The 22,044-nt window shown below is 73.0% G+C and carries 23 protein-coding genes and 1 pseudogene; 7 read left to right on the top strand and 17 right to left on the bottom strand.

Annotation, left to right across the window (positions count from 1 at the left end):
- Nucleotides 1–6 precede the first annotated feature (6 nt).
- Both VK501_RS20135 and VK501_RS20130 read right to left on the bottom strand, forming a co-directional pair.
- Nucleotides 7–300, bottom strand: coding sequence for a hypothetical protein (locus VK501_RS20135; protein WP_324340547.1), 294 nt, complete (start codon nucleotides 298–300; stop codon nucleotides 7–9).
- A 158-nt stretch (nucleotides 301–458) separates the two neighbouring features.
- Nucleotides 459–848, bottom strand: a complete 390-nt coding sequence (locus tag VK501_RS20130) for a hypothetical protein (protein ID WP_324340545.1) — start codon at nucleotides 846–848, stop codon at nucleotides 459–461.
- A gap of 106 nt (nucleotides 849–954) precedes the next feature.
- On the opposite strand from VK501_RS20130, the gene VK501_RS20125 reads away from it, so the two are divergent.
- Nucleotides 955–1,467 (top strand): hypothetical protein, encoded by a 513-nt coding sequence (locus VK501_RS20125; protein WP_324340543.1) that lies wholly within the window; start codon nucleotides 955–957, stop codon nucleotides 1,465–1,467.
- 6 nt (nucleotides 1,468–1,473) lie between these two features.
- Here the strand turns inward: VK501_RS20125 and VK501_RS20120 are convergent, their stop codons facing one another.
- From VK501_RS20120 to VK501_RS20105, 4 genes are all read right to left on the bottom strand, one after another.
- Entirely contained in the window at nucleotides 1,474–1,839 is a 366-nt protein-coding gene (locus tag VK501_RS20120) for a hypothetical protein (protein ID WP_324340541.1), read from the bottom strand.
- A 64-nt stretch (nucleotides 1,840–1,903) separates the two neighbouring features.
- The gene (locus tag VK501_RS20115; RefSeq protein WP_324340539.1) at nucleotides 1,904–2,095 is read right to left on the bottom strand and encodes a hypothetical protein; all 192 of its coding nucleotides are present in this window, start codon (nucleotides 2,093–2,095) and stop codon (nucleotides 1,904–1,906) included.
- A 198-nt stretch (nucleotides 2,096–2,293) separates the two neighbouring features.
- Complete coding sequence (locus VK501_RS20110; protein WP_324340538.1) at nucleotides 2,294–2,977, bottom strand: response regulator transcription factor; 684 nt, start codon at nucleotides 2,975–2,977, stop codon at nucleotides 2,294–2,296.
- A complete protein-coding gene (locus VK501_RS20105) occupies nucleotides 2,974–4,125 on the bottom strand; it encodes a sensor histidine kinase (protein WP_324340537.1) in 1,152 nt (383 codons plus the stop codon). The genes VK501_RS20110 and VK501_RS20105 overlap by 4 nt, the downstream gene beginning before the upstream one ends.
- 131 nt (nucleotides 4,126–4,256) lie before the next feature.
- On the opposite strand from VK501_RS20105, the gene VK501_RS20100 reads away from it, so the two are divergent.
- Nucleotides 4,257–5,165, top strand: coding sequence for an ABC transporter ATP-binding protein (locus VK501_RS20100; protein ID WP_324340535.1), 909 nt, complete (start codon nucleotides 4,257–4,259; stop codon nucleotides 5,163–5,165).
- On the top strand, nucleotides 5,162–5,986 hold the full coding sequence (locus VK501_RS20095) for an ABC transporter permease (RefSeq protein ID WP_324340534.1): 825 nt from the start codon (nucleotides 5,162–5,164) through the stop codon (nucleotides 5,984–5,986). The genes VK501_RS20100 and VK501_RS20095 overlap by 4 nt, the downstream gene beginning before the upstream one ends.
- A gap of 269 nt (nucleotides 5,987–6,255) precedes the next feature.
- Here the strand turns inward: VK501_RS20095 and VK501_RS20090 are convergent, their stop codons facing one another.
- Nucleotides 6,256–6,912: an NADPH-dependent F420 reductase gene (locus VK501_RS20090; RefSeq protein WP_324340532.1), complete on the bottom strand. Its 657-nt coding sequence runs from the start codon at nucleotides 6,910–6,912 to the stop codon at nucleotides 6,256–6,258.
- Nucleotides 6,913–7,114: 202 nt separating this feature from the next.
- On the opposite strand from VK501_RS20090, the gene VK501_RS20085 reads away from it, so the two are divergent.
- Nucleotides 7,115–8,611 (top strand): NAD(P)/FAD-dependent oxidoreductase, encoded by a 1,497-nt coding sequence (locus tag VK501_RS20085; protein ID WP_324340530.1) that lies wholly within the window; start codon nucleotides 7,115–7,117, stop codon nucleotides 8,609–8,611.
- Nucleotides 8,612–8,666: 55 nt separating this feature from the next.
- Here the strand turns inward: VK501_RS20085 and VK501_RS20080 are convergent, their stop codons facing one another.
- From VK501_RS20080 to VK501_RS20035, 10 genes are read right to left on the bottom strand one after another with little or no spacing between them, the layout of a single operon-like run.
- Complete coding sequence (locus tag VK501_RS20080; protein WP_324340528.1) at nucleotides 8,667–9,626, bottom strand: TIGR03560 family F420-dependent LLM class oxidoreductase; 960 nt, start codon at nucleotides 9,624–9,626, stop codon at nucleotides 8,667–8,669.
- Between the two features lie 28 nt (nucleotides 9,627–9,654).
- On the bottom strand, nucleotides 9,655–9,816 hold the full coding sequence (locus VK501_RS20075; protein ID WP_324340526.1) for a hypothetical protein: 162 nt from the start codon (nucleotides 9,814–9,816) through the stop codon (nucleotides 9,655–9,657).
- Nucleotides 9,817–9,821: 5 nt separating this feature from the next.
- Nucleotides 9,822–10,556 (bottom strand): SRPBCC family protein, encoded by a 735-nt coding sequence (locus VK501_RS20070; RefSeq protein ID WP_324340524.1) that lies wholly within the window; start codon nucleotides 10,554–10,556, stop codon nucleotides 9,822–9,824.
- Nucleotides 10,557–10,579: 23 nt separating this feature from the next.
- Nucleotides 10,580–11,785 carry a vWA domain-containing protein gene (locus VK501_RS20065; protein ID WP_324340522.1) on the bottom strand — a complete coding sequence of 402 codons (1,206 nt, stop codon included), beginning with the start codon at nucleotides 11,783–11,785 and terminating at the stop codon, nucleotides 10,580–10,582.
- Nucleotides 11,775–12,683, bottom strand: coding sequence for an AAA family ATPase (locus VK501_RS20060; RefSeq protein ID WP_324340520.1), 909 nt, complete (start codon nucleotides 12,681–12,683; stop codon nucleotides 11,775–11,777). The genes VK501_RS20065 and VK501_RS20060 overlap by 11 nt, the downstream gene beginning before the upstream one ends.
- Entirely contained in the window at nucleotides 12,680–13,294 is a 615-nt protein-coding gene (locus VK501_RS20055) for a nucleotidyltransferase family protein (protein ID WP_349261046.1), read from the bottom strand. The genes VK501_RS20060 and VK501_RS20055 overlap by 4 nt, the downstream gene beginning before the upstream one ends.
- Nucleotides 13,275–14,099 carry an XdhC family protein gene (locus VK501_RS20050; RefSeq protein WP_324340516.1) on the bottom strand — a complete coding sequence of 275 codons (825 nt, stop codon included), beginning with the start codon at nucleotides 14,097–14,099 and terminating at the stop codon, nucleotides 13,275–13,277. Before VK501_RS20050 ends, VK501_RS20055 begins: the two co-directional genes overlap by 20 nt.
- Nucleotides 14,096–16,462 (bottom strand): aerobic carbon-monoxide dehydrogenase large subunit, encoded by a 2,367-nt coding sequence (locus VK501_RS20045; protein ID WP_324340514.1) that lies wholly within the window; start codon nucleotides 16,460–16,462, stop codon nucleotides 14,096–14,098. The genes VK501_RS20050 and VK501_RS20045 overlap by 4 nt, the downstream gene beginning before the upstream one ends.
- A 5-nt stretch (nucleotides 16,463–16,467) precedes the next feature.
- On the bottom strand, nucleotides 16,468–16,947 hold the full coding sequence (locus VK501_RS20040) for a (2Fe-2S)-binding protein (protein WP_324340513.1): 480 nt from the start codon (nucleotides 16,945–16,947) through the stop codon (nucleotides 16,468–16,470).
- Nucleotides 16,947–17,822, bottom strand: coding sequence for a xanthine dehydrogenase family protein subunit M (locus VK501_RS20035; RefSeq protein ID WP_349261047.1), 876 nt, complete (start codon nucleotides 17,820–17,822; stop codon nucleotides 16,947–16,949). Before VK501_RS20035 ends, VK501_RS20040 begins: the two co-directional genes overlap by 1 nt.
- A gap of 104 nt (nucleotides 17,823–17,926) precedes the next feature.
- Here VK501_RS20035 and VK501_RS20030 point away from each other — a divergent pair, with 104 nt between their 5' ends.
- The 3 genes and pseudogenes from VK501_RS20030 to VK501_RS20020 form a co-directional block, all read left to right on the top strand.
- On the top strand, nucleotides 17,927–18,982 hold the full coding sequence (locus VK501_RS20030) for a LysR family transcriptional regulator (protein ID WP_324340509.1): 1,056 nt from the start codon (nucleotides 17,927–17,929) through the stop codon (nucleotides 18,980–18,982).
- Between the two features lie 272 nt (nucleotides 18,983–19,254).
- Nucleotides 19,255–20,790, top strand: coding sequence for a GAF domain-containing protein (locus VK501_RS20025; protein WP_324340507.1), 1,536 nt, complete (start codon nucleotides 19,255–19,257; stop codon nucleotides 20,788–20,790).
- 348 nt (nucleotides 20,791–21,138) lie between these two features.
- A pseudogene (locus tag VK501_RS20020) lies at nucleotides 21,139–22,044 on the top strand (methane monooxygenase); the annotation flags it as partial.

The raw sequence follows: 22,044 nt of genomic DNA, 5'->3' as shown, positions 1-22,044 counted from the left end.
GGCGGCTCAGGCCGCCTTGAGGTCCGGCAGGAGCGCCGGGCCGCACTGCGAGATCGCGTCGGCGAGCCGCATGGCCGTGACCTGCTCCCAGCGGCCGGTGTCGACCAGGCGACGGCAGAGCCGCTCGGCGTCCTCGAGGGCGTGGCGGGCCGCGCTGTCGGTCGTGAGGTCGCGGCTGAAGAGCAGGCTGTCGGCGGCGCTGCGGATCCGCTCCTGCTCCTCGCCGAGCAGCTTGCTCGGGCCGAGCTCGGTGATGGTCTGGAGGACTTGCTGGTAGGCGTTGGCGCGTTCAGGGGTCATGGCACCGGTCCCGGGGAGGTGGGTCGTCGACGTCCATGATGGCCCTGGCGCAGCCGGTTGGCTTTACGCGGGTGGCCAAAGATCGGCCCGTCCGATTGGCCGCGCGGGCGGGCGTGCGCAGACGCCAAGACGGCCACGGCGACCATCGCGCCTCCGCCTTACTTGGCCTCGAGCTCGGCGAGCTTGTCCCGCCCGCCCTTGGTCAGCGTGAGCCCGTTGGGGCCGCGCGTGACGAGCTTCTGCTTGTTGAGGTAGTTGGTGACGCCGGCGCTGACGGTGGACGGCGAGAGGCCGGTCTTCTCCGCGATCTCGGCCGGCTCGGTCGCCCCGTTTCGGATCGCGCGCAGGATCGCCGCCTGGTTGGCGCCGGGGGGCCTGCGCGGCTTGGTGCGCGGCGTGCTGCGGGCGCCCGCGGGCGCCGCGCCGAGCGCGACGAGGTCCTCCTCGATCTGCCGCAGCTCCTCGAGCGGCCCCTTGATCTGCTTCTGCAGCAACGCCCGGCGATCCCTCAGCTTCTTGATGGTCTCGCGCAGGATGGGACTGGCCAACGTGGGTCTCCGGAGGTCGTGCCCGCACGCGGACAGCAGGTGAACGGGGGATGGGGCGGGGGCAACGATTACAGCTACGGCCGCCGTGCGTGGGACGCTGCGCGGCATGGACGGCAGGATCGACGTGATCGATCGGGGACGGCGCATCGCGTTTTCGTTCGACGATGTCCTGAAGTACCACGGCGGCGGCTCGCCCGGCGGGGCGGCCATCGGCTTCAAGGTGATCGAGGGCGCGCTGCCGCTGCTCGCGCCCGGCGGTCCGTGCGAGCGGCGCGAGATCGTCGTCGCGACCGCGTTCGGCGGCCCCGGCGCACGCGACGCGTTCGAGCTGGTCACCCGGGCGGTCAGCGAGGACCGGTTCCGGCTCGATCCGACGCTGGCCCGGCCGGACCGCGGGCGCGTCCTGGAGCGCTTCGTGTTCCGGCTCGGCCACGGACCGCGGTCGGTGACGCTGCTGCTCCGCCACGGCTTCGTGACCGAGGAGTTCATCGACCTGGCCCGCGCCGAGACGCGCGACGACGAGCAGGACCGCCGCCTCACCACGCTCAAGCAAGAGCTTGCCGACCGCGTCATGGCGCGCCCGGCGGGCGAGGTCATCGAGGTTGCCGGGACGGCGTGAGGCGGCCTAAGCGACCCGGTTGCGCGCCTCCCACAGCGCCCGCTGCTCGCTGAGCGAGAGCAGGCGCCAGGTGTCGGTCGCGGGGTCGTGGACCGAGACGTGGACGTCCACGATGGAGCGGATGCCGCGCAGGAGGTGCAGCGTGGTGCGGGTGTCGGCGTGCTCGGCGAGCGTCTCGCGCGTCACGACGTCCACGACCTTGAACGCGCGGGGATGGCGCGGTGCCGGTTCGGGCTCCTTCTTCGGAGCCGGCGGCGGCGGCACGTACAGCTTGTCGCCCGACGGTTTCGCCGGCTTCTGCACGCGGTCGAGGGGCACGACGCTCGCGCCGGTGCCCTTGGTGGCGGTGTCGAGGATCCAGGTCTTTCCCACCCCTCGATTGTAGTTGCTTTCGCAATCAACACGATGCAGCACAGCGCGCGTCGGCGCGCAGCATTCAGGAGGGCCGTGAGCGGCTTTCCTTCAGGCGGAGGAGCGCCTGGAGGATGAACACCGCGCCGGCCGCCATGATGAGCCAGTCCCAGACGCTGAAGCCCTCGTCTACCCCTTCCGCGATGGTGAGGGCGATGATCAAGGTGAAGGCGGCGACCGTCCCCCAACTTCTAACGCGAGAATGCGACTCGGCCACGTCGTCCTTCCCTCTAGGTCGATCCGGTGAGAGGCACTTATAGCCCGCCAAACGGTCGGGGCGCAACCACGGTCGTTGCGCGAGAAGCGCGACGGCCTCCTCACCTGCATCAGCCTCCGCGGGGAGAGGGGCAAGCCCCCCTTGGCATGGTCGAGCGGACAGTTCGCGCCGGGGAGCGTGGACGGTGAACGTCGCTGACTAGAGCGCGCCGGGCGGCGCTGACGTGCCGTGCACGAGGCCCGACTCGTAGGCCAGGACGACCGCCTGGACGCGGTCGCGCAGGCCGAGCTTGGCGAGCAGGCGCGAGACGTGGGTCTTGACCGTGGTCTCCTCGACGACGAGCGCCGACGCGATCTCGGCGTTGGAGAGTCCCTGGGCCACGAGGCGCAGGACCTCCAGCTCGCGCGGCGTCAGCTCGTCGAGCTCCTGCGGTGGGCGCACCTGACGCCGGCCGGCCCGGACGAAGTCGTCGATCAACCGGCGGGTGACCGAGGGCGCCAGGAGGGCGTCGCCGCCGGCCACCGCGCGGATGCCCGCGGTGAGCTGCTCGGGCCCGACGTCCTTGAGCAGGAAGCCGCTGGCGCCCGCGGCCAGCGAGTCGTACACGTACTCGTCGAGGTCGAAGGTCGTCAGGACCAGGACCTTGGGCGGCTTCGCGGCGCCGCCGCTCACGATCTCGCGCGTCGCGGCGATCCCGTCGAGCTCGGGCATGCGCACGTCCATCAGCACGACGTCGGGGGCCAGCCGCGCGGCGCTGTGGACGGCCTGGCGCCCGTCGGCGGCCTCGCCGACGACCTCGAGGTCGGGCTCGGTGTCGAGGACCATGCGGAAGCCGGCTCGCACGAGCGCGTGGTCGTCGACGAGCAGGACGCGGATGCTCACGCCGGCAGCGGGATCCGCGCCCGCACGACGAACCCGCGGCCGTCGGCGGGGTGGGCTTCGAGCTCGCCGCCGTAGAGCCGCGCCCGCTCACGCATCCCGGCGAGGCCGTGACCGGGACGGGCGCCGTCGCGCACCGCGGGCCCCTCGTCGGCGATCTCGAGCCTCAGGTCCTCCGCCCCGTAGGAGACCGTGACCCGGGTCGGCACGAGTCCGGCGTGCTGCATCGTGTTGGTCAGCGCCTCCTGGACGATGCGATACGCCGAGCGGTCGAGGCCCTCGGCAAGCTCGCGCTCGACGCCCTGGACGTGCAGCTGCACGCTGAGGCCCGCCTGGCGCATCTCCGCGACCAGGCTGCCCAGGTCGTGCAACCGCGGCTGGGGCTTGAGCTCCGCGCGGCTGTGGTCCTCGCGCAGCAGCCCGAGCGACCGCCGCAACTCGGCCAGCGCCGTATGGCCGGTCTCCTCGATCGCGCGGAGCGCCTCGCGGGCGCGGTCGGGGTCCTGCTCCAGGATGCGGCGCGCGCCCTGCGCCTGCACGACCATCACCACCACGCCGTGCGCGACGGTGTCATGCAGCTCCCGCGCGATGCGCTGGCGCTCCTCGCCGGCGGCCATGCGGGCGCGCTGGTCGCGCTCGCGCCCCAGCAGGGCGCTGCGCAGGGCCCGCGCCCGGGCGGTGCGCCCGGCCAGCCATGGGCTGAGGGCGACGAGGCCGGCCGAGAACACGAAGCTCTGGAGATCGCGATGGGCGGAGACGAGCACGGTCGTCCACAGACCGAGGACGCCCGCGGCGAGGCCGAGCGTCGCCGCGCGCTCGCCCGCGTAGGCGCCGAGCGAGTAGAAGGCGACGCCGCCGGCGATCAGCGAGGCGATCAGCGGCGGCTCGCCCGCGAAGACGCCGCCGCCCAGCGCCTCCTGGACGGCGGCGATCGTCACGAAGGCGAGGACCACGGCGAGTGGCGCCCGTCGCCGCCAGGCGAGCGTGCCGGTGAGCGCCAGGCCGCCGATCACCGCGGCCGCAGACGCTCCCGGCTCGTCGCGCAGGACGAGCTGCACCTCCAGGGTCGTCGCCAGCGCCAGCGCCAGGAGCCCGTCGACGACGCGAGGGTCCAGCGTGCGCAGGCGATCGATCGCGCCCGCGACGGTCATGTCCGCAAGGTATCGCGGCGTGGGGCCGCCGCCGTCCTCCTCAGGGAGGATCTCTGGCTCCGCCGAAGGGCTACGACAACTCGTCCCAACGCCCGACGACAGGACGGCGCGGGCGCGTGATCGTGGTGACCGTGACCGACCACGTGATCGAGACCCGGGACCTCACCAAGCGCTACGGCGACGCGGTCGTCGCCGTCGACGGGCTCGAGCTGCGCGTGCAGCGCGGCGAGGTGTACGGGTTCCTGGGTCCCAACGGCGCGGGCAAGACGACGACGCTGCGGATGCTGCTCGGGCTCGTGCGGCCGACGTCGGGCCACGCGTCGGTGCTCGGTGCCGCGCCCGGCTCGTCGCATGCGCTGTCGCGCATCGGGGCGATGGTGGAGGCGCCGGCGTTCTACCCCTACCTGTCGGGGCGCGACAACCTGACGGTGCTCGCGCGCCACGGCGGGGTGGGCGAGGAGCGCATCGCGATCGTGCTCGCCGCCGTCGGGCTGAGCGATCGGGCGACCGATCGGATCGCGACCTACTCGATGGGCATGAAGCAGCGCCTCGGCGTCGCCGCCGCGCTGCTCAAGGACCCCGAGCTCCTGATCCTCGACGAGCCGACCAACGGGCTCGATCCGGCCGGGATGGCCGAGATGCGCGAGTTCATCCGGTCGCTGGCCCAGGGCGGGCGGACGGTCGTGCTCTCCAGCCATCTGATGGGCGAGATCGAGCAGGTGAGCGACCGCGTCGGGATCATCCGCGCCGGCTCGCTCGTCGCCGAGGGCACGGTCGAGGAGCTGCGGGGCCGGGCCGGGCTGCGGGTGCGGGCCGAGCCGCTGCCGGAGGCGGCCCGGCTGGTCGCGGCGCTGCCCGGCGTCGAGGCCGTGACCAGCGCCGGCGGCCTGCTCGACGTGACCGTCGACACCGCCCGCGCGCCCGCGATCAACCGCGTGCTCGTGGAGGCCGGCGTCGCCGTCTCCGAGCTCTATCTGCAGAAGACCTCGCTCGAGGACGTCTTCCTCGAGCTGACCGCGAACGGAGACCAGCCGCGATGACCAGGAACGTGACCGCCGAGCTGCTGGTCCTGCGCAAGCGGGCCGCCACCTGGATCCTGCTGGGCATCTGGACGCTGCTCGGGATCTTCTTCGCCTACGTGGTCCCGTACGCGCTGGACCCCGAGGACGCAACGGGCGGCGTCGCGCAGTTCTTCCCCGCGGCCCTGGCGGGGAACCTGATCGCCGGGTTCCCGTTCTTCGGCGGCGTCTTCGCGCTGATGCTCGGGGTGTTCGCGCTCGGCAGCGAGTACGGCTGGGACACGCTGAAGACGCTGTTCACCCAAGGGCCGGGGCGGCTGTCGGTGTTCGCCGCGAAGCTGATGGCGCTGGGCATCGTCCTCGTGCCGTTCGTCGGGGTGCTGTTCGTCGCGGGCGCGGTGGCCAGCTACGTGATCGCGCAGATCGAGGACGCTCCGGTGGACTGGCCGTCGGCCTGGCTGCTGCTGCGCGCGATGGCGGCGGGCTGGCTGATCCTGGCCGTGTGGGCGGCGCTCGGCGTGCTGCTCGGGGTCGTCACGCGCGGGACCTCGCTGGCGATCGGCGTCGGCATGCTGTACGCGCTGGTGATCGAGGGGCTCCTGAGCGCCTTCGCCGACAGCGTGAGCGTGCTCGAGCCGCTGACCCAGGTCTTCCTGCGCGCCAACGGCTACTCGATCGCCGCGGCGCTCGGGGCCTCGGTCGACTCGATCGAGTCCAGCGGGCCCGGGTCCTACAGCGGGCCACTGGTCGACAGCGTGCAGGCGCTGGCGGTGCTCGCGGCGTTCATCGTCGGCCTCGCCGGGGTGTCGGCGCTCGTGCTGCGCCGGCGCGACGTGGCCTAGAAGGCCCCTGAAAATCAGGCGGTCCGGTCAGATGTGGTCGTGGACCGAGCCAGGCGCCGCACGATTCCGCAGGCAAGGCTTCCGCCTTGTCAAGGGATCGGGTGGCGATCTGGCGATGTGTCCACGGCCACAGCTGGCCGCAGCGCCTTTTTCGGGGGTCTTCTAGCCTGGTATGCATGACCATCATCCTGATCTGCTGCCTGGTCTGCGTGATCTCCTTCCTCGCGAGCGCGTTCCTCTACCGGGACCAGTGAGCGCGGTGCGCTCGCTCAGCCGCGCATGTCCGCCGGCCGCTGCGGACGCGCTTCGCTGAGCGCGGTGCGCAGGTCGTCGGCCTTGAGCTCGGGGCCGGAGGAGGGCGTGCCGGACTGCTGACGCCAGGAGTCGGCCAGGCTGCCGGCGTCGACGGCGTCGAAGCCGAGCTCCTCCACCATGGCCATCACCTGGGACTTGGCCGAGGCGTCGTCGCCGGCGATCGGCAGCGCGATGCGCTCGGGGTCGTCCTCGGCGCGCGCGGCGTCGATGAGGTTGTGCGCGTACATATTGTTGAACGCCTTGATCACGGGGCGGCCGAGCTCCCGGCTGACCCATTCGCTCTCGGGCATGCCCTCCTCGATGTCGGCGATCCGGCCGTCGCGCTGCGGGTAGTAGTTGCCGGTGTCGACGATCGCCGCGCCGGGCGCGGCGGCCTCCAGGACCCCGTCCGGCAGGTCCGGGACGTTCTTGGTGGGGATGGCCACGATCACGACGTCGGCATCGCGCGCCGCGTCGGTCACCGCGACGGGCGTGGCGCCGGTCTCGGCGGCGAGGTCGCCCAGCGTCTCCGGGCCGCGCGAGTTGGCGACCGAGACCTGATGGCCGAGTCCGGTGAGGCGCCTGGTGAGGTTGCCGCCGATCTGGCCGGCGCCGATGATGCCGATCTTCATCGCTGCTCCAATGCGGGTTGCCAGCGGAGCCCTCCACGGTACCCCTCGCGCACCGCCCTTTTGCATCTCGTAACGGGGCCAGGCCCCGCAACGAGTTGGCCCTTTTGCAACGGGGCCAGGCCCCCGGGTGTGTGCGCCCGGCGCGGCCCACCGCTCCGGTTCCTGGTCGACACCACCGGCCCCCGTCCAGCATGATCCCGGCATGGAGACCGAGCACGTCGACGTGTTGATCGTTGGTGCGGGCCTGTCGGGGATCGGCGCGGGCGTCCACCTGCAGGCCAACTGCCCGGACAAGACCTACGCCATCCTCGAGGGGCGCGAGGCCAGCGGGGGAACGTGGGATTTGTTCCGGTACCCGGGCATCCGCTCGGACTCCGACATGTTCACGCTGGGGTACTCGTTCCGGCCGTGGAGGGAGGCCAAGGCCATCGCGGACGGCCCGTCGATCCTGCAGTACGTGCGCGAGACGGCGCGCGACCACGGCGTCGACCGCCACATCCGCTTCAACCACCGCGTCGTGCGCGCCGAGTGGCGCAGCAGCGACGCCCGCTGGACCGTCGAGGTCGACCGCGGCGACACGGGCGAGACGGTGCAGTTGACCTGCGGCTTCCTGTTCACGTGCAGCGGCTACTACCGCTACGACGAGGGCTACACGCCTGACTTCCCCGGCATCGAGCGCTTCGCCGGCCGCATCGTCCACCCCCAGCACTGGCCCGAGGACCTCGACTACGCCGGCCGGCGCGTCGTCGTGGTCGGCAGCGGCGCGACCGCGGTGACGCTCGTGCCCGCCATGGCCGAGCAGGCCGAGCACGTGACGATGCTGCAGCGCTCGCCCAGCTACGTGCTCGCGCTGCCCGGCAAGGACCCGATCGCCGACGTCCTGCGCCGCCTGCTGCCCGCCAGGGTCGCCTATCCGATCGTCCGCTGGAAGAACGTCGCGATCACCACCGCCTTCTTCCAGCTCAGCCGGCGGCTGCCGAAGGTCGCCAAGGCGCTGATCCGCAAGGGCGTCGAGAAGCAGCTGCCGCCCGGCTACGACATCGACACGCATTTCACGCCGCGCTACGACCCCTGGGACCAGCGGGTCTGCCTGGTGCCCGACGGCGACCTCTTCGCCGCGATCAGCCGCGGGAGCGCGTCGGTCGCCACCGACCGGATCGACACGTTCACCGAGACCGGGCTGCGGCTCGTCTCGGGCGCCGAGCTCGAGGCGGACGTCATCGTCACCGCCACCGGCCTGAACATGCTCGCGCTGGGCGGCATGCAGCTCGTCGTGGACGGCCGCGAGGTCGTGCTCCCCGAGACGCTGGGCTACAAGGGCATGATGTTGAGCGACGTGCCCAACTTCGCCGTCGCGCTCGGATACACCAACGCCTCGTGGACGCTCAAGTGCGACCTGACCTGCGAGTACGTCTGCCGGCTGCTGAACCACATGGACCGGCACGGGTTCCGGCAGGTCACGCCGCGCAACCACGAGCCGTCGCTGCCGACCGAGCCGTTCATCGACCTCAAGGCAGGCTACGTCCAGCGCTCGATCGACCAGTTCCCGCGCCAGGGCCTCAAGGCGCCCTGGCGCCTGCACCAGAAATACGCGCGCGACACCGCGGCGCTGCGGTTCGGCACGCTCGACGACGGCGCGCTGGAGTTCTCGGCCGGCGCGGCGCCGGCGATCGAGCCCGTGGAGCCGCTGGCGGCCTGAGCGGGCTCACCAGCCCAGGCGCAGCCGCAGGACCCTGGCACCGCACCCGCCGCGCTCAGCGGCGCGTCGCCGCCCCGAGCACCTCGCCGGCCAGCGCGACGGCCTCGAGGTCGTGGACCTCGGGCATGTTGACGATGAGGCCGTCCAGGCCCGCGTCGAGGTTGGCGACGATCTGCTCGCCGACCTCGTCGCGATCGCCCCACAGCACCACGGCGTCGAAGCGCTCGGCCATGGCGTCGCGCAGCGGGGCCACCTTCTTCTCCGCCGCCTCGTGGGTGTCGGCGATCACCAGCGTCCCGAGCTTGGTCTTGGTGATCTCCGCCGGGTCGCGCCCGACGTCCTCGCAGTGCTTGGCGAGCACGTCCATGAGGTGGCGGATGTGGTCGGGCTCGCCGAAGACGTTGGACGCGTCGGCGTACTGGGCGACCATCCGCAGCGTCTTGCGCTCGCCGCTGCCGCCGACGAGGATCGGGATGTCGCCGCGGATCGGCCTGGGGTTGTTGTAGGCCTGCTCGACGCTGTGGTGCTTGCCGTGGTAGGTCGCACGCTCCTGCGTGAACATCGCGCGGGAGATGTTCAGCGCGTCCTCCAGGCGCTCGAAGCGCTCGCCCAGCGGCGGGAAGTCGAAGCCGTAGGCACGGTGCTCGCCCTCGAACCACGCGGCGCCGAGGCTGTGGATCGCGCGACCGCCGGAGAGCACGTCGATGGTGGTGGTGATCTTGGCCGCCAGCGCCGGGTTGCGGTAGGTGACGGCGCCGACCATGAGGCCGAGGTGCGCGGTCTGGGTGCGCGCGGCCAGCGCGGCGAGCGCCGTGTTGCCCTCGAGCATCCAGTTCTCCTCGGGCCCGACGCCCCGGATCTGATGCAGGTGGTCCATCACGTAGACGGAGTCGAAGCCGGACGTCTCCGCGGTGCGCGCGATGCCGGTGAGGGCGTCGAGCAGGCCGGCGGGCTCCACACCCGGCAGGTTGAAGTTCGGGATCTGCAGGCCGGCGCGAATCGGTGCGGGAAGCATCGTTCCAGAGTAGAACGCCGGGCCCGGGTCAGCGGCGGCGGCCTGACCCGCGCGGCGCCCGCGGGTGGCGCCACGCGCCGATCCGGCCCGTCACGTAGGCCGCCAGCGCACCCACGCCCGCGACGCCCAGCGGCGCGAAGGAGAGCACCGTCTCCTCGACCGGGACGCCGGCGATGTGGGCGAGCGGCATCGGCCCTACCTCCGCCGCCGGCCGATCGCGACGCCGAGCACGAGCACCAGCAGCCCGACGACCCCGACGGTCTTCGGATCGCGCAGCCGCCCGGCGACGACCGACCCGATGATCTTGCCCACCGGCAGCGCGGCGTCGCCCGCCGGCTCGGACACCGCCGCCGCAGCACCGGCCGCCCCGGCGCTCACCGCCTCGGCGCCGGCCGCGACCTCGGGCGCCGCGGCGCTCGTCACTGCCGCGACGACCTCGGGCTCCGGCGCCGCGGCCTCGCCGGCCGCGCTCGCGGCTCGCCCGCCCGCGTCGATCAGGGCGGCGAGGTTCTGCGCGAACGTGTCGGTCAGCGAGGCCGCGACGTCCTTGATGACGCCCTGGCCCATCGCGGCGGCCTTGCCGCTCATCTGCATCTCGGTGGTGATCGACGCGGCGGTCCCGCCGTCCTGCTCGCGCAGCGCCATGCGGATGCTCGCCGAGGCGGTGCCCTGGCCGCGCGCCTCCTTGGCCTTGGCGCGCATCGTGGCCTGATGGGCGCCGGCGTCCTTGTCGAGGATCTCGACGTCGCCCTTGTAGTTCATGGTCATGGGTCCGAGCCTGACCTTGACCGCCACCTTGTAGGCGTCGTCGCCGGTCTGCTCGAGCACCGAGGCTCCAGGCATGCACGGCGCGATGCGCTCGACGTCGAGCAGCAGGTCCCACACCTCCTCGACGGGGGCCTGGACCTGGAACGTGTTCTCGAACTCCATGTCGTTCTGTCACCTCGTGGTCGTCATCGCCGCGCGCCGATCTCATCGATCGCCTCGGCCAGCGCCAGCAGGTTGTGGCCGCCGACGAACGCGTCGCAGGAGGGCAGCGCCGCCGCCATGCCGCCGGCGCTCGGCTGGAAGTCGCGGCCGGCCTTGCGCGGGTTGACCCAGACGATCCGGTGCGCGAGCCGGTGCAGCCGCTCCATCTCGCGGCGCACGAGCGCGGGATCGCCCGTCTCCCAGCCGTCGGAGACGATGACCACGACGGCGCCGCGCGCCATCCCGCGGCGGCCGTGGCGGTCGTTGAAGCGCTGCAGCGCCTCGCCGATGCGCGTGCCGCCCGACCAGTCGGGGGCCGCGGCGGCGGCGCGGCCGATCGCGACGTCGGGGTGCCGGCCGCGCAGCGCGCGCGTCAGGCGCGTCAGGCGCGTGGCGAAGACGAAGGCCTCGGCGTCCGCGCCGCCGACGGCGCCGTGCAGGAACGTCAGGAACGCGCGCGAGTAGGGCTCCATCGAGCCCGAGATGTCGCACAGCACGACGAGCGGGCGGTGGCGCGTGCGCCGGCGCCGGCGCACCTGCCGGACCGGGTCGCCGCCGGTGCGGTGGCTGGCGCGCAGCGTCGCGCGCACGTCGAGGTGGTCGCCCCGGCGGGCGCGCCGCGCACGCCGCGTCCGGCGCAGCGGCGTGGCCAGGGACAGGTCGGCCATCAGGCGCCGCAGCGCGATCAGCTCGCCGTCGTCCAGCTCTCCGAAGTCCTTGCGCGCCAGCTGCTCCTCGGCGCTGGCGACCGGCACGAGCACCTCGCGCTCGGCCGCATCGGGGTCGCGGTCGCCCGGCGCCGAGGCGGTGGCCGCCGACGAGCGCGGCGCGCCATCGGCGCTGGGCGCCTCGGCCGGCGGAGCACCCGGCGGCGGCGCCTGGTCGCCGCGCGCGACGTCGGGCACCGGCTGCGCGGCCTGGTCGCCGCGGTGGTCGGCCGGATCGACCACCGCGTCGAAGACGCTCGCGAAGACCGCGTCGAAGGACTCGACCTGGTCGTGTGCGGAGACGAACACGGTGCGGGCGGTCCAGTACAGCTGCGTGCGCGACGCCGGCCGGGTCAGCGCCAGGGCGCGCGCGAAGCGCACCGACCGCTCCGGCGAGCAGGGGATCCCGGCTCCGTGGACGGCGCGCCCGAACGCGGCGGCCAGCCCCGGGACGTCCACGCCCGCCAGCGGGTCAGTCGCCATCGTCGGCCCCCGCGGGCAGCAGGGCCGACAGGCCCTGCGCGCGCACCTGGTCCTGGTCCTCGCGGTACTTCAGGACCGCGCCGAGCGTGCGCCGCACCGCCGGCTCGTCGAGGCGCTGCACGCCGAGCACCCGCAGCGCCGCGACCCAGTCGATCGCCTCCGCGATCCCCGGCGGCTTCTGGATGTCCTGCGCCCGCAGGCGCCGCACGGCGCTCGCGACGTCGCCGGCCAGCTGCGGCGCGGCGTCGGGCACGCGGCGCCGGACGATGTCGGTCTCGCGCTCCGGGCTGGGGTAGTCGATCCAGTGGTAGAGGCAGCGACGCTTGAGCGCGTCGTGCAGGTCGCGCGTGCGGTTGGAGGTGAGCACCACTATCGGCGGGTGCGCGGCCTGGATCGTCCCGAGCTCGGGGATCGTCAGGCTCGCCTCGGCCAGCAGCTCGAGCAGGAACGCCTCGAAGTCGTCGTCGGCGCGGTCGAGCTCGTCGATCAGCAGCACCGCCGGGCGCGGGCCCGGATGCTCGATCGCGCGCAGCAGCGGCCGGCGCACGAGGTACTCGTCGGAGAACAGCTCGTTCTCCGACAGCTCCGCCGAGGAGGCCTCGGCCATCCGGATCCGAAGCAGCTGGCGCGGGTAGTTCCACTCATACAGCACTTCGGCCGAGTCGATGCCCTCGTAGCACTGCACGCGGATGAGCGGCGTGTCGAGGATCTGCGCCAGGGCCTTGGCCGCCTCGGTCTTGCCGACGCCCGCCTCGCCCTCGAGCAGGAGCGGCTGCGGGAGCGCGAGCGCCAGGTAGAGCGACGTGGCCAGCCCCTCGTCGGCGAGGTAGTCGACCGCCGCCAGGCGCTCGGCGAGCTCCTCGGGGCCGGGCACGAACGTGGCGAGGTCGTCGCTCACGCGGTCGCGCCCTCGGCCGCGAGGACCGCCGCGTAGTCCTCCCACGTGTCGACGTCCAGCGGCGCCGGGCCGGCGATCGGCACCTCGGCGACGCCGGCGGCGTCGCCGTCCAGCAGCTTCCACACTGCCTTGTCGCCGTGCAGCGCGGCGAGCTCGCCGAACGCCGCGCGGCCGAACGCGAACGGGTGGCCGCGGCCGTCGGCGTAGCGGCAGACCGCGAACGCCGAGTCGCCGCGGCCGGCCAGGAGCGTCGCCACCGTGGCGGCACGCACGCCAGGCTGGTCGCCCAGCAGCAGCACGAGCACGTCGGTGCGCGGGTCCACCGCCGCCAGCGCGACGGCGATCGAGGACGAGCAGCCGCTGCCGTAGTTGAGGTTCTCGACCACCTCGACGCCGGTGAGGTCGACCTGCTCCCGCACGTCGCCGGCGCCGCCGCCCAGCGCGCAGAGCAGCTGGTGAAACGCACACGTGCGGGCGGTGTCGAGCACCTGGTCCAGCAGCGTGCGCCCGCGGTAGGGCAGCAGCTGCTTGGGCCGGCCGAGGCGCCGCGAGCTGCCGGCGGCCAGCACGAGCCCCGCGGTCCGCGGGCCCTCAGTGCTCGCCATGGCCATGGCAGCACGCGCCGCCGCCGCCACCGGACGACGGCCCCGCCGGCACCGTCAGGGGCACGGTCGGCACCGGCGTGCCGCGCGGCGTGCCGGAGCGGCGCTCCTGCACGATCTCGGCGAGGATCGCCAGCGCGATCTCCGGCGGCGTGCGGGCGCCGATGTCCAGCCCGGCGGGCGTGCGCAGCCGCGAGCGCAGCGCGTCGTCGCAGTCCAGCGCCGCGCGCACCGCCTCGCCGCGCCGCGGGCTTGCGACCAGCGCGACGTAGGCGACGCCCTCCGTCAACGCCGCGGCCAGCGCCGGCTCCTCGTCGCGGCCGTGGGAGGCGACGACCAGCGCGAGGTCCTCACCGCTGAGCTGCACCACGTCTCCGGCCGGGCGGACGGCCTCCAGCCCCACGTGCGGGGCCAGGGCGCGCAGCGCCAGCGCGACCGGTGCGTCGCCGACCACGACGACGCGCGGCGGCGGCAGGCACGGGTCGAGGAAGATCTCGAGCGTCCCGCCGCTCAGGCAGGGGTTGTGGGTCGTGACCGCGCCGTCGACGACCGGCTCGTCCTCGCCCGACCCGGGGACGAGCCGCAGCAGCAGCGGCTCGCCCGTCTCCATCGCGCGCAGGCCGTGCAGGCGCACCGACGACTCGGCGCACGCGCCCCCGACGAACCCCTCGACCGTGCCGTCGGCGAGGACGAGCGCGACGTCGCCCGGGTGCGCGCTGGTCGGGCGCTGGGCCCGCACGACGGTGGCGGTGACGAACGCGGCGCGCTCGTCCTGCAGCCGTCGTGCGCGGTCGGCGAGGCCGGTGGCGATCACTGGGGCGGCACCGCCCTTCCCTGCATGGCCTCCCACACCCGCGAGGGCGTGCACGGCATGTCGATGTGGTCGACCCCGTGGGTCTCGTGCAGCGCGTCGATGATCGCGTTGACGATCGCCGGCGGCGACCCCACGGTCGGGGACTCGCCCACGCCCTTGGCGCCGATGGGGTGGTGCGGCGACGGCGTCACCGTCGCGCCCAGCTCCCAGTCGGGCACCTCGAGCGCCGTCGGGATCAGGTAGTCCATGAACGATCCGCCGAGGCAGTTGCCCTGCTCGTCGAAGGCGATGAGCTCCATGAGCGCGATGCCGACGCCCTCGGCGAGCCCGCCGTGGATCTGCCCGTCGACGATCATGGGGTTGATGCGCACGCCGCAGTCGTCGACGGCGATGAAGCGGCGGACCGAGACCTGCGCGGTGCCGGGGTCGACGTCGACGACGCAGATGTAGGCCCCGAACGGGAACGTCAGGTTCGGCGGGTTGTACACGCAGATGTCCTCCAGGACGCCCTCGACGCCCTCGGGCAGGTCGCCCGCTCCGTGCGCCGCCATGGCGATCTCCTGGATCGTCTTGCCGGACTCGGGGTCGCCCTTGACGAAGAAGCGGCCGCGCTCCCACTCGAGGTCGTCGGGCGACGCCTCGAGCATCCCCGCGGCGATCAGCCGGGCGCGCTCGCGGACCTTGCGGGCCACCAGCGCGGCGGCCGCGCCCGAGACCGGCGTCGAGCGGCTCCCGTAGGTGCCGAGGCCGTAGGGCGTGCGGTCGGTGTCGCCGTTGACGACCTCGATGTCGGCCGACGGGATGCCGAGCTCCTCGGAGACGATCTGCGCGAACGTCGTCTCGTGGCCCTGGCCCTGACTCATCGCGCTGATGCCGAGCACCGCCTTGCCGGTCGGGTGGACGCGCAGCTCCGCGCCGTCGTTCATCGCCAGGCCGAGGATGTCCATGTCCTTGCGCGGGCCGGCGCCGACCGTCTCGGTGAAGAACGAGATGCCGATGCCCATCAGCTCGCCGCGGGCGCGCTTCTCGGCCTGCTCGGCGCGCAGCTCGTCGTAGCCGGCCATCTCCATGGCCAGCCGCATCGCGGTCTCGTACTCGCCGGAGTCGTAGACCCAGCCGGTCTTGCACTGGTAGGGGAACTGGTCGGGTGCGATGAAGTTCTTCAGCCGCAGCTCCGCGGGGTCCATCTTCAGCTGCATCGCCAGGGCGTCGACCATGCGCTCCACCAGGTAGGTGGCCTCGGTGACCCGGAACGAGCAGCGGTAGGCCACGCCACCGGGCGCCTTGTTGGTGTACACGCCCGTGACGTTGCAGTGCGCGGCCTGCAGGTCGTAGGAGCCGCTGAAGATGTGGAAGAACCCGGCGGGGTACTTCGTCGGCTGCGCGGTGGCGTTGAACGCGCCGTGGTCGGCGGTGACGTCGACCCGCAGCCCCGTGATCTTCCCGTCGGCGGTCGCGGCGATCTCGCCGTGCATGATGTAGTCGCGCGCGAAGCCCGTCGACATGAGGTTCTCGGAGCGGTCCTCCTGCCACTTGACCGGCTTGCCCGTGAGGATCGAGCCGACGATCGCGCAGACGTAGCCGGGGTAGACCGGCACCTTGTTGCCGAAGCCGCCGCCGATGTCGCCCGGGACGATGCGGATCTTGTGCTCGGGCAGCCCCGCCACGAGCGCGTAGACCGTGCGGTGGGCGTGGGGCGCCTGCGTGGTCGTCCACAGCGTCAGCTGGCCCATCACCGGGTCCATCTGCGCGACCGCGCCGCAGGTCTCCAGCGGCGCCGGATGGCAGCGCGGGTAGATCATGTCGCGCGTGACCACCACGTCGGCGCCGGCGAAGACCGCGTCGGTCTCGGCCTTGTCGCCGGCCTGCCAGTCGAAGATGTGGTTGTCGGTCTTGCCCTCCTTGTCGTCGCGGATGACCGGTGCGTCCGGGTCGAGCGCGCGGCGCGCGTCGACGACGGGCGGCAGCTCGTCGTACTCGACCTCGATCAGCTCGAGCGCGTCGCGCGCGGCGTAGCGGTCCTCGGCGACCACGAAGGCGACCTCCTGGCCCTGGAAGCGCACCTTGTCGGTGGCCAGCACGGCCTGCGTGTCGGCCGACATCGTCGGCATCCACGCCAGGCCGAGGCCGGCGAGGTCGGCGCCGGTGATGACGGCGCGCACCTTGGGGTGCGCGGCGGCGGCGGAGGTGTCGATCGAGACGATGCGCGCGTGCGCCAGCGGGCTGCGCAGCACGGCGCCGTGCAGCATGCCGGGCAGCTTGAGGTCGTCGATGTAGCGGCCCTGGCCGCGCACGAAGCGCGGGTCCTCCTTGCGCTTCATCCGGCCGTAGCCGACGACGGGAGGCTCTTCGGTGGCGGCCATGCGGCTCAGCTCCCCGGGGTCGCGGCGGTGGCGTGGTCGGCGGCCCAGCGGACCGCCTTGACGATGTTCGTGTAGCCCGTGCAGCGGCAGATCTGGCCCGAGATGGCCTCGCGGATCTCCGCGTCGGTCGGGTTGGGGTTCGCGTCGAGCAGCGCCCGTGCGGTGATCAGCATGCCCGGCGTGCAGAAGCCGCACTGCAGCCCGTGCTGATCGATGAAGCCCTGCTGGATCGGATCGAGGACACCATCCTGCTCGAGACCCTCGACGGTGCCGATCTCGTGGCCGGCGGCGGTCGCGGCCAGCATCGTGCACGACTTGACGGGCACGCCGTCGACGAGCACGACGCAGGCGCCGCAGTTCGACGTGTCGCAGCCCCAGTGCGTGCCGGTCAGGTCGAGGTCGTCGCGGATGAAGTGCACCAGCAACGTGCGCGGCTCGACGTCGGCGCTGCGCTCCTCGCCGTTGATGGTCAGCGTGACCTGCATCAGATCTCCTCTCGCAGCGCGCGGGCGGTGGCGGAGCGCAGCGCGCGCAGCGTCAGCTCGTGGGCCAGATGGCGCTTGTACTCGGCCGACCCGCGCTGGTCGGTCGTCGGTGAGCAGTCCTCCGCGGCGAGGGTCGCCGCGGCGGCGAAGGCGTCCTCGGTCGGCGGCCGGCCGACGAGCGAGGCCTGCGCGCGCTCGGACATGACGTCCCCGCCCACGGCGGTCAGCGCGACCCCGGCGTCGGCGATCGTGCCGCCCTCCAGGCGCACGGCCGCGCCCGCGGCGGCGATCGCCCAGTCGCCGACGCGCCGCTTGACCTTCTCGTAGGCGCTGCCGCCGCCCATGTGCAGCGGCACGCGGATCTCGACGAGCATCTCGGCGTCGCCGATCGTGGTCTCGTACGGACCGCGGTGCAGCTCCTGCATGGTGAGCGTCCGCTCGCCGTCGAGCCCCCGGACGACGAGGCGCGCCCTGAGCACGGCGCAGACCGCGGAGAGGTCCTCGGCCGGGTCGGCCTGGCACAGGGCGCCGCCGATCGTGCCGCGGTTGCGGACGACCGGGTCGGCGATGAGCTTCTCGGCGTCGGTGAAGATCGTCAGGCGCGCGGCGACGAGTCCCGACTCGAGGATGTCGCGGTGGCGGGTCATCGCGCCGATGCGCACCTCGTCTCCCTCCTCGCGGACGTAGCCCAGCTCGCCGGCCAGCGCGTCGATGTCGACGAGGGCCTCCGGTGCGGCGAGGCGCAGCTTCATCATCGGCAGCAGCGAGTGGCCGCCGGCCAGCAGCCGGGCTTCGGGACCTCGGGCGTGCAGCAGCTCGAGGGCGTGCTCGACGCTCGTGGCGCGTTCGTACTCGAACGCCGCGGGGATCTGCATGACCCGGTACTCCTCCTTCACCGACGGGGACAGACGGCTTCGCAGGCGAACGTCGCAGGCGTAGGGTTGATCAGGCAAGCGGCGATGAACCGATCGCTTAATCCATGACGCTGCGCCAGCTCGCCACCTTCGCGACGGTCGCCCGGCTCGGGTCGGTCAAGGCCGCTGCGCGCGAGCTGGCGATCAGCGAGCCGGCGGTCTCGGCGGCCGTCGGCGTCCTGCGCAAGGAGCTCGGCGACGACCTCTACCACCGGGAGGGACACGGGCTCGTGCTCACCGCCCAAGGCGAGCGGCTGGCGTCGCTGGCGACGGAGATCGGCGCGCTGGCGCGGCGCGCGCACGGCAGTCTGGGCGAGGACGGGCGGGTCGATCGCCTCCTGCACATCGCCGTGACCGGGACGGTGGAGGAACACGTCGTCGGTCCGCTGCTCGCGGCGTTCACCGAGCGCACGCCGGACGTGCGCGCGACGGTGGAGGTCCAGCCCGCGATGCGCTTCGCCGGCCTCCTGAACCGCCGGCGCGCCGACATCGTGCTCGGTCCGCGTCCCGGCATCGCGGAGGCGCCGGGACTGGTGGTCGTGCCGTTCCTGCGCTACCGCATGGTGATCGTCGCGCCCCCGGGCCATCGACTCGCCGGCCGTCAGGACGTCGCGCCGGCCGAGCTGGCGACCGACCGCTGGCTCGTCGGCGCCGACGGCGTGGAGCGCGGGTCTCCGACCGCCCTGTACCTGCGGCGCGCGAAGATCGCGCCGCCCGACGTGCGGGCGTTCCCCAGCGATGCGGCCGCGCTGTCGGCGGTCGCGGCCGGCGAGGGCGTGATGCTCGCCCTCTGGCACTTCACCGCGGCCGCGTTGCGGCGGGGCACCGTGATCCGGCTGGCGGTGCGCGGGACGCCGGTGGTCGACCTCTGGCACGCCAGCACGCTGCCCGACGAGCACTGCCTGACCGGCGCGAGCGCGCTGCGGCGCTTCACGACGACGGCCGACGCGACGCAGGCGATGGCCGCGCCGCGTCACGGGGTGCCCGCCGGCATCGTGCGCGCGCCGGTCCACGCGACGCTCTGGCACTCCGTGCCGCGGCCGGCGCCCGACGGCGCGGGCCCCGTGGAACTCCGGATCGAAGGGCGCGCTCACCGCACGAGCGGCGGACCCAGCGAATAGGCCTTGCCGCCCGTCGCGACCGACGCAGCGCTGAGGAACAGGTAGATCCCGAGCGGTTTCGCCCTCGACCTCGGTGTCCGGCGACGCTAGTGTGGTTTGTCACCACTTGCCAGAAGCCCGCCGTCTTCCCGCAGTGCTGGAGCCAGGCGTTCGGATCGGGGGCGCGCGACCGGGTCGGTGGCAGCCCAATGTTCGAGCGGGCGCGGCGCGCGTCGAGGAGGTGGACCCGGATGAGCCAACCTTGGGCACCTGGTGCCAAGGAGCGACGTCCGGTGCCCCAGAGCCCGTGGGTCGCCGTCGACGCGGCGACGATCCCGGCGAAGCTGGCCCGGGAGCTCCGCGACGCCTGGGAGGACTTCGTCGACGGGCGAACGCCCGGCGACGCCGACGACCCGGGCAGAGCGCAGATCCGCGTGCCGATCGTCGACTCCTGGCTGCGCTCGCGCGATGCCGGCGTCGACCCGCACGGCCGCCAGTCGGCGCCCACGCTGGTCGAGCACGACGGCGCGCATTCGATGTGGAACACGCACCCGCTCGCGATCGCCCTGCCCCTGATCGACGAGTGCATGGCCGTCGCGTCGGTCGAGGCCGACCACCTGCTCGTCGTCAGCGACGCCGACGGGATGCTGCTGAGCATCCGCGGCGACGTGCAGTTGCGCAACCGCGCGGCGGACGAGATGAACTTCGTCGAGGGTGCGCTGTGGAGCGAGGCGGGCGCGGGCACCAACGCCGTCGGCACTGCGCTGGCGGCCTCGCACGCCGTGCAGGTCTTCGCCGCGGAGCACTTCACCGAGCCCGTGCAGCGCTGGACCTGCGCCGCGGCGCCGATCAACGACCCCGACACCGGCCGGCTCCTCGGCGTCATCGACCTGACCGGCGACATGAGCAGCGTGCACCCCCACAGCCTCTCGGTCGTGGTGGCGACGGCGCGCGCGGTCGAGGAACTGCTGCGCGCCAGGGTGCGCGAGCGCGACGATCGCCTCCGCGCCCGCTACGGCACCCTGCTCGGGCCGGCGTCCGCGGGCGCGGCCCTGGTGACCGGCACCGGCCGCGTGCTCCTGGATCCGCGCGGATCGCTGCCCGAGGTCGCCGCGATCCCCTCCGGGGGCGGGATGCTGGTACTGCCCTCCGGCGTCCCGGCGTTCGCCGAGCCCGTCGAGGACAGCGACGTCTACGTCGTCCGCGCGCTCCGGCCGCGGTCGGGCACCGCGCGGCGCGTGCTGGAGCTGCGGCTGCTCGGCGAGGAGCCCGCGGAGATCCGCCTCGACGGCGCGCCGCTGCGCCTGCGCCCGCGCCATGTCGAGCTGCTGACGCTGCTCACGCTGCACCGCGGCCGGGTCAGCTCCGAGGTCCTGTGCGCCGAGCTGTACGGCGACGGCGGCCATCCGGCGAGCGTCCGCGTCGAGATGTCGCGGCTGCGCAAGCTGCTGGACGGCGTGATCGACCTCGAGGGCTACCACCTGACCTGCGAGGTCGACAGCGACCTCCGGCACGTCCGCGCGCTGCTCGGGCGCAGCGCCGTGCGCGAGGCCGCGGCGGCCTATCCGGGGCCGCTGCTGCCCGAGTCCAACGCGCCCGGCATCGAGCGCGCGCGCGACGAGCTCGACGGCTGGCTGCGCCAGGCCGTCATCACCGCCGAGGACGCCGACGCGCTGTGGGCGTGGGTGCGCTCGCCGTCGGGTGACGGCGACCTCGTGGCCTGGCGGCGGCTGCTCGCCGCGCTGGAGTACACCGACCCGCGTCGCAGCCTGGCGGCCGCGCGGACGGCGGCGCTGCGGCGCGCGCGCGACGATGTAGCGGCCATGTAACACCGCGGTGGTGCACTGCGCCTTGCCGGACTGGTCCGACAGCCGGCGGGTCAGTCCCGGAACCCGTCCGGGCGGTTCTCTTGGAAGAGAGGAGCGGGTCATAGCCGAGAGCCTTCCGACCGTCGCCCTCCCGGGCCCCGGGACGCGCGGAGTGCGCACCGCACGGGCCGTCCTGCGCCTGCTCTCGCACATGGCCCGCGGCCAACAGGGCGGGCCTCGCATCCCCGCGCTGGGCGCCCGCATGTCGGCGCGCTGCTTCGAGCGCGAGGTTCTTGAGCGGCCTGCCGGGCCGAGCCTGCAGTCACCCATCGTCCACACCGCCGTCTCCACAGGAGAGGAAGTCTCACCATGAGCAGAGCCAGCATCACCAAGGCTCACAACAAGATCCAGGAGCTGTCTTGGGATCCCTCGTTCGTCGAACCGATCGAGAAGTACCCGACCGACTACACCTTCGAGAAGGCTCCCAAGAAGGATCCGCTCAAGCAGGTCCTGCGTTCCTACTTCCCGATGGAGGAGGAGAAGGACAACCGGGTGTTCGGTGCGATGGACGGCGCGATCCGGGGCAACATGTTCCGGCAGGTCCAGGAGCGCTGGATGGAGTGGCAGAAGCTGTTCTTGTCCATCATCCCGTTCCCGGAGATCTCGGCCGCACGGGCGATGCCGCTGGCCATCAACGCGGTGCCCAATCCCGAGGTTCACAACGGCTTGGCGATCCAGATGATCGACGAGGTGCGCCACTCGACGATCCAGATGAACCTCAAGCGCCTGTACATGAACCACTACATCGATCCCGCCGGGTTCGACATCTCCGAGAAGGCGTTCTCGAACTGCTACGCGGGGACGATCGGGCGGCAGTTCGGTGAGGGGTTCATCACCGGTGACGCGATCACCGCGGCCAACGTGTACCTGACGATCGTCGCCGAGACGGCGTTCACCAACGTGTTGTTCGTGGCGATGCCGGGCGAGGCGGCGGCCAACGGCGACTACCTGCTGCCGACGGTGTTCCACTCGGTGCAGTCGGATGAGTCGCGTCACATCTCCAACGGCTATTCGATCATCCTGATGGCGCTGGCCGACGAGCGCAACCGCGAGCTGCTGGAGCGCGATCTGCGGTACGCCTGGTGGAACAACCACTGCGTCGTGGACGCGGCGATCGGGACGTTCATCGAGTACGGCACCAAGGACCGCCGCAAGGACCGCGACAGCTACGCCGAGATGTGGCGCCGCTGGATCTACGACGACTACTACCGCAGC

Origin of the sequence: Baekduia sp., assembly GCF_035318805.1 — a bacterium.
In the GTDB taxonomy this organism is placed as follows: domain Bacteria; phylum Actinomycetota; class Thermoleophilia; order Solirubrobacterales; family Solirubrobacteraceae; genus Baekduia.
Note: the sequence above shows the minus strand (reverse complement) of the source record. Positions and strands in the feature narration are given on the sequence as shown.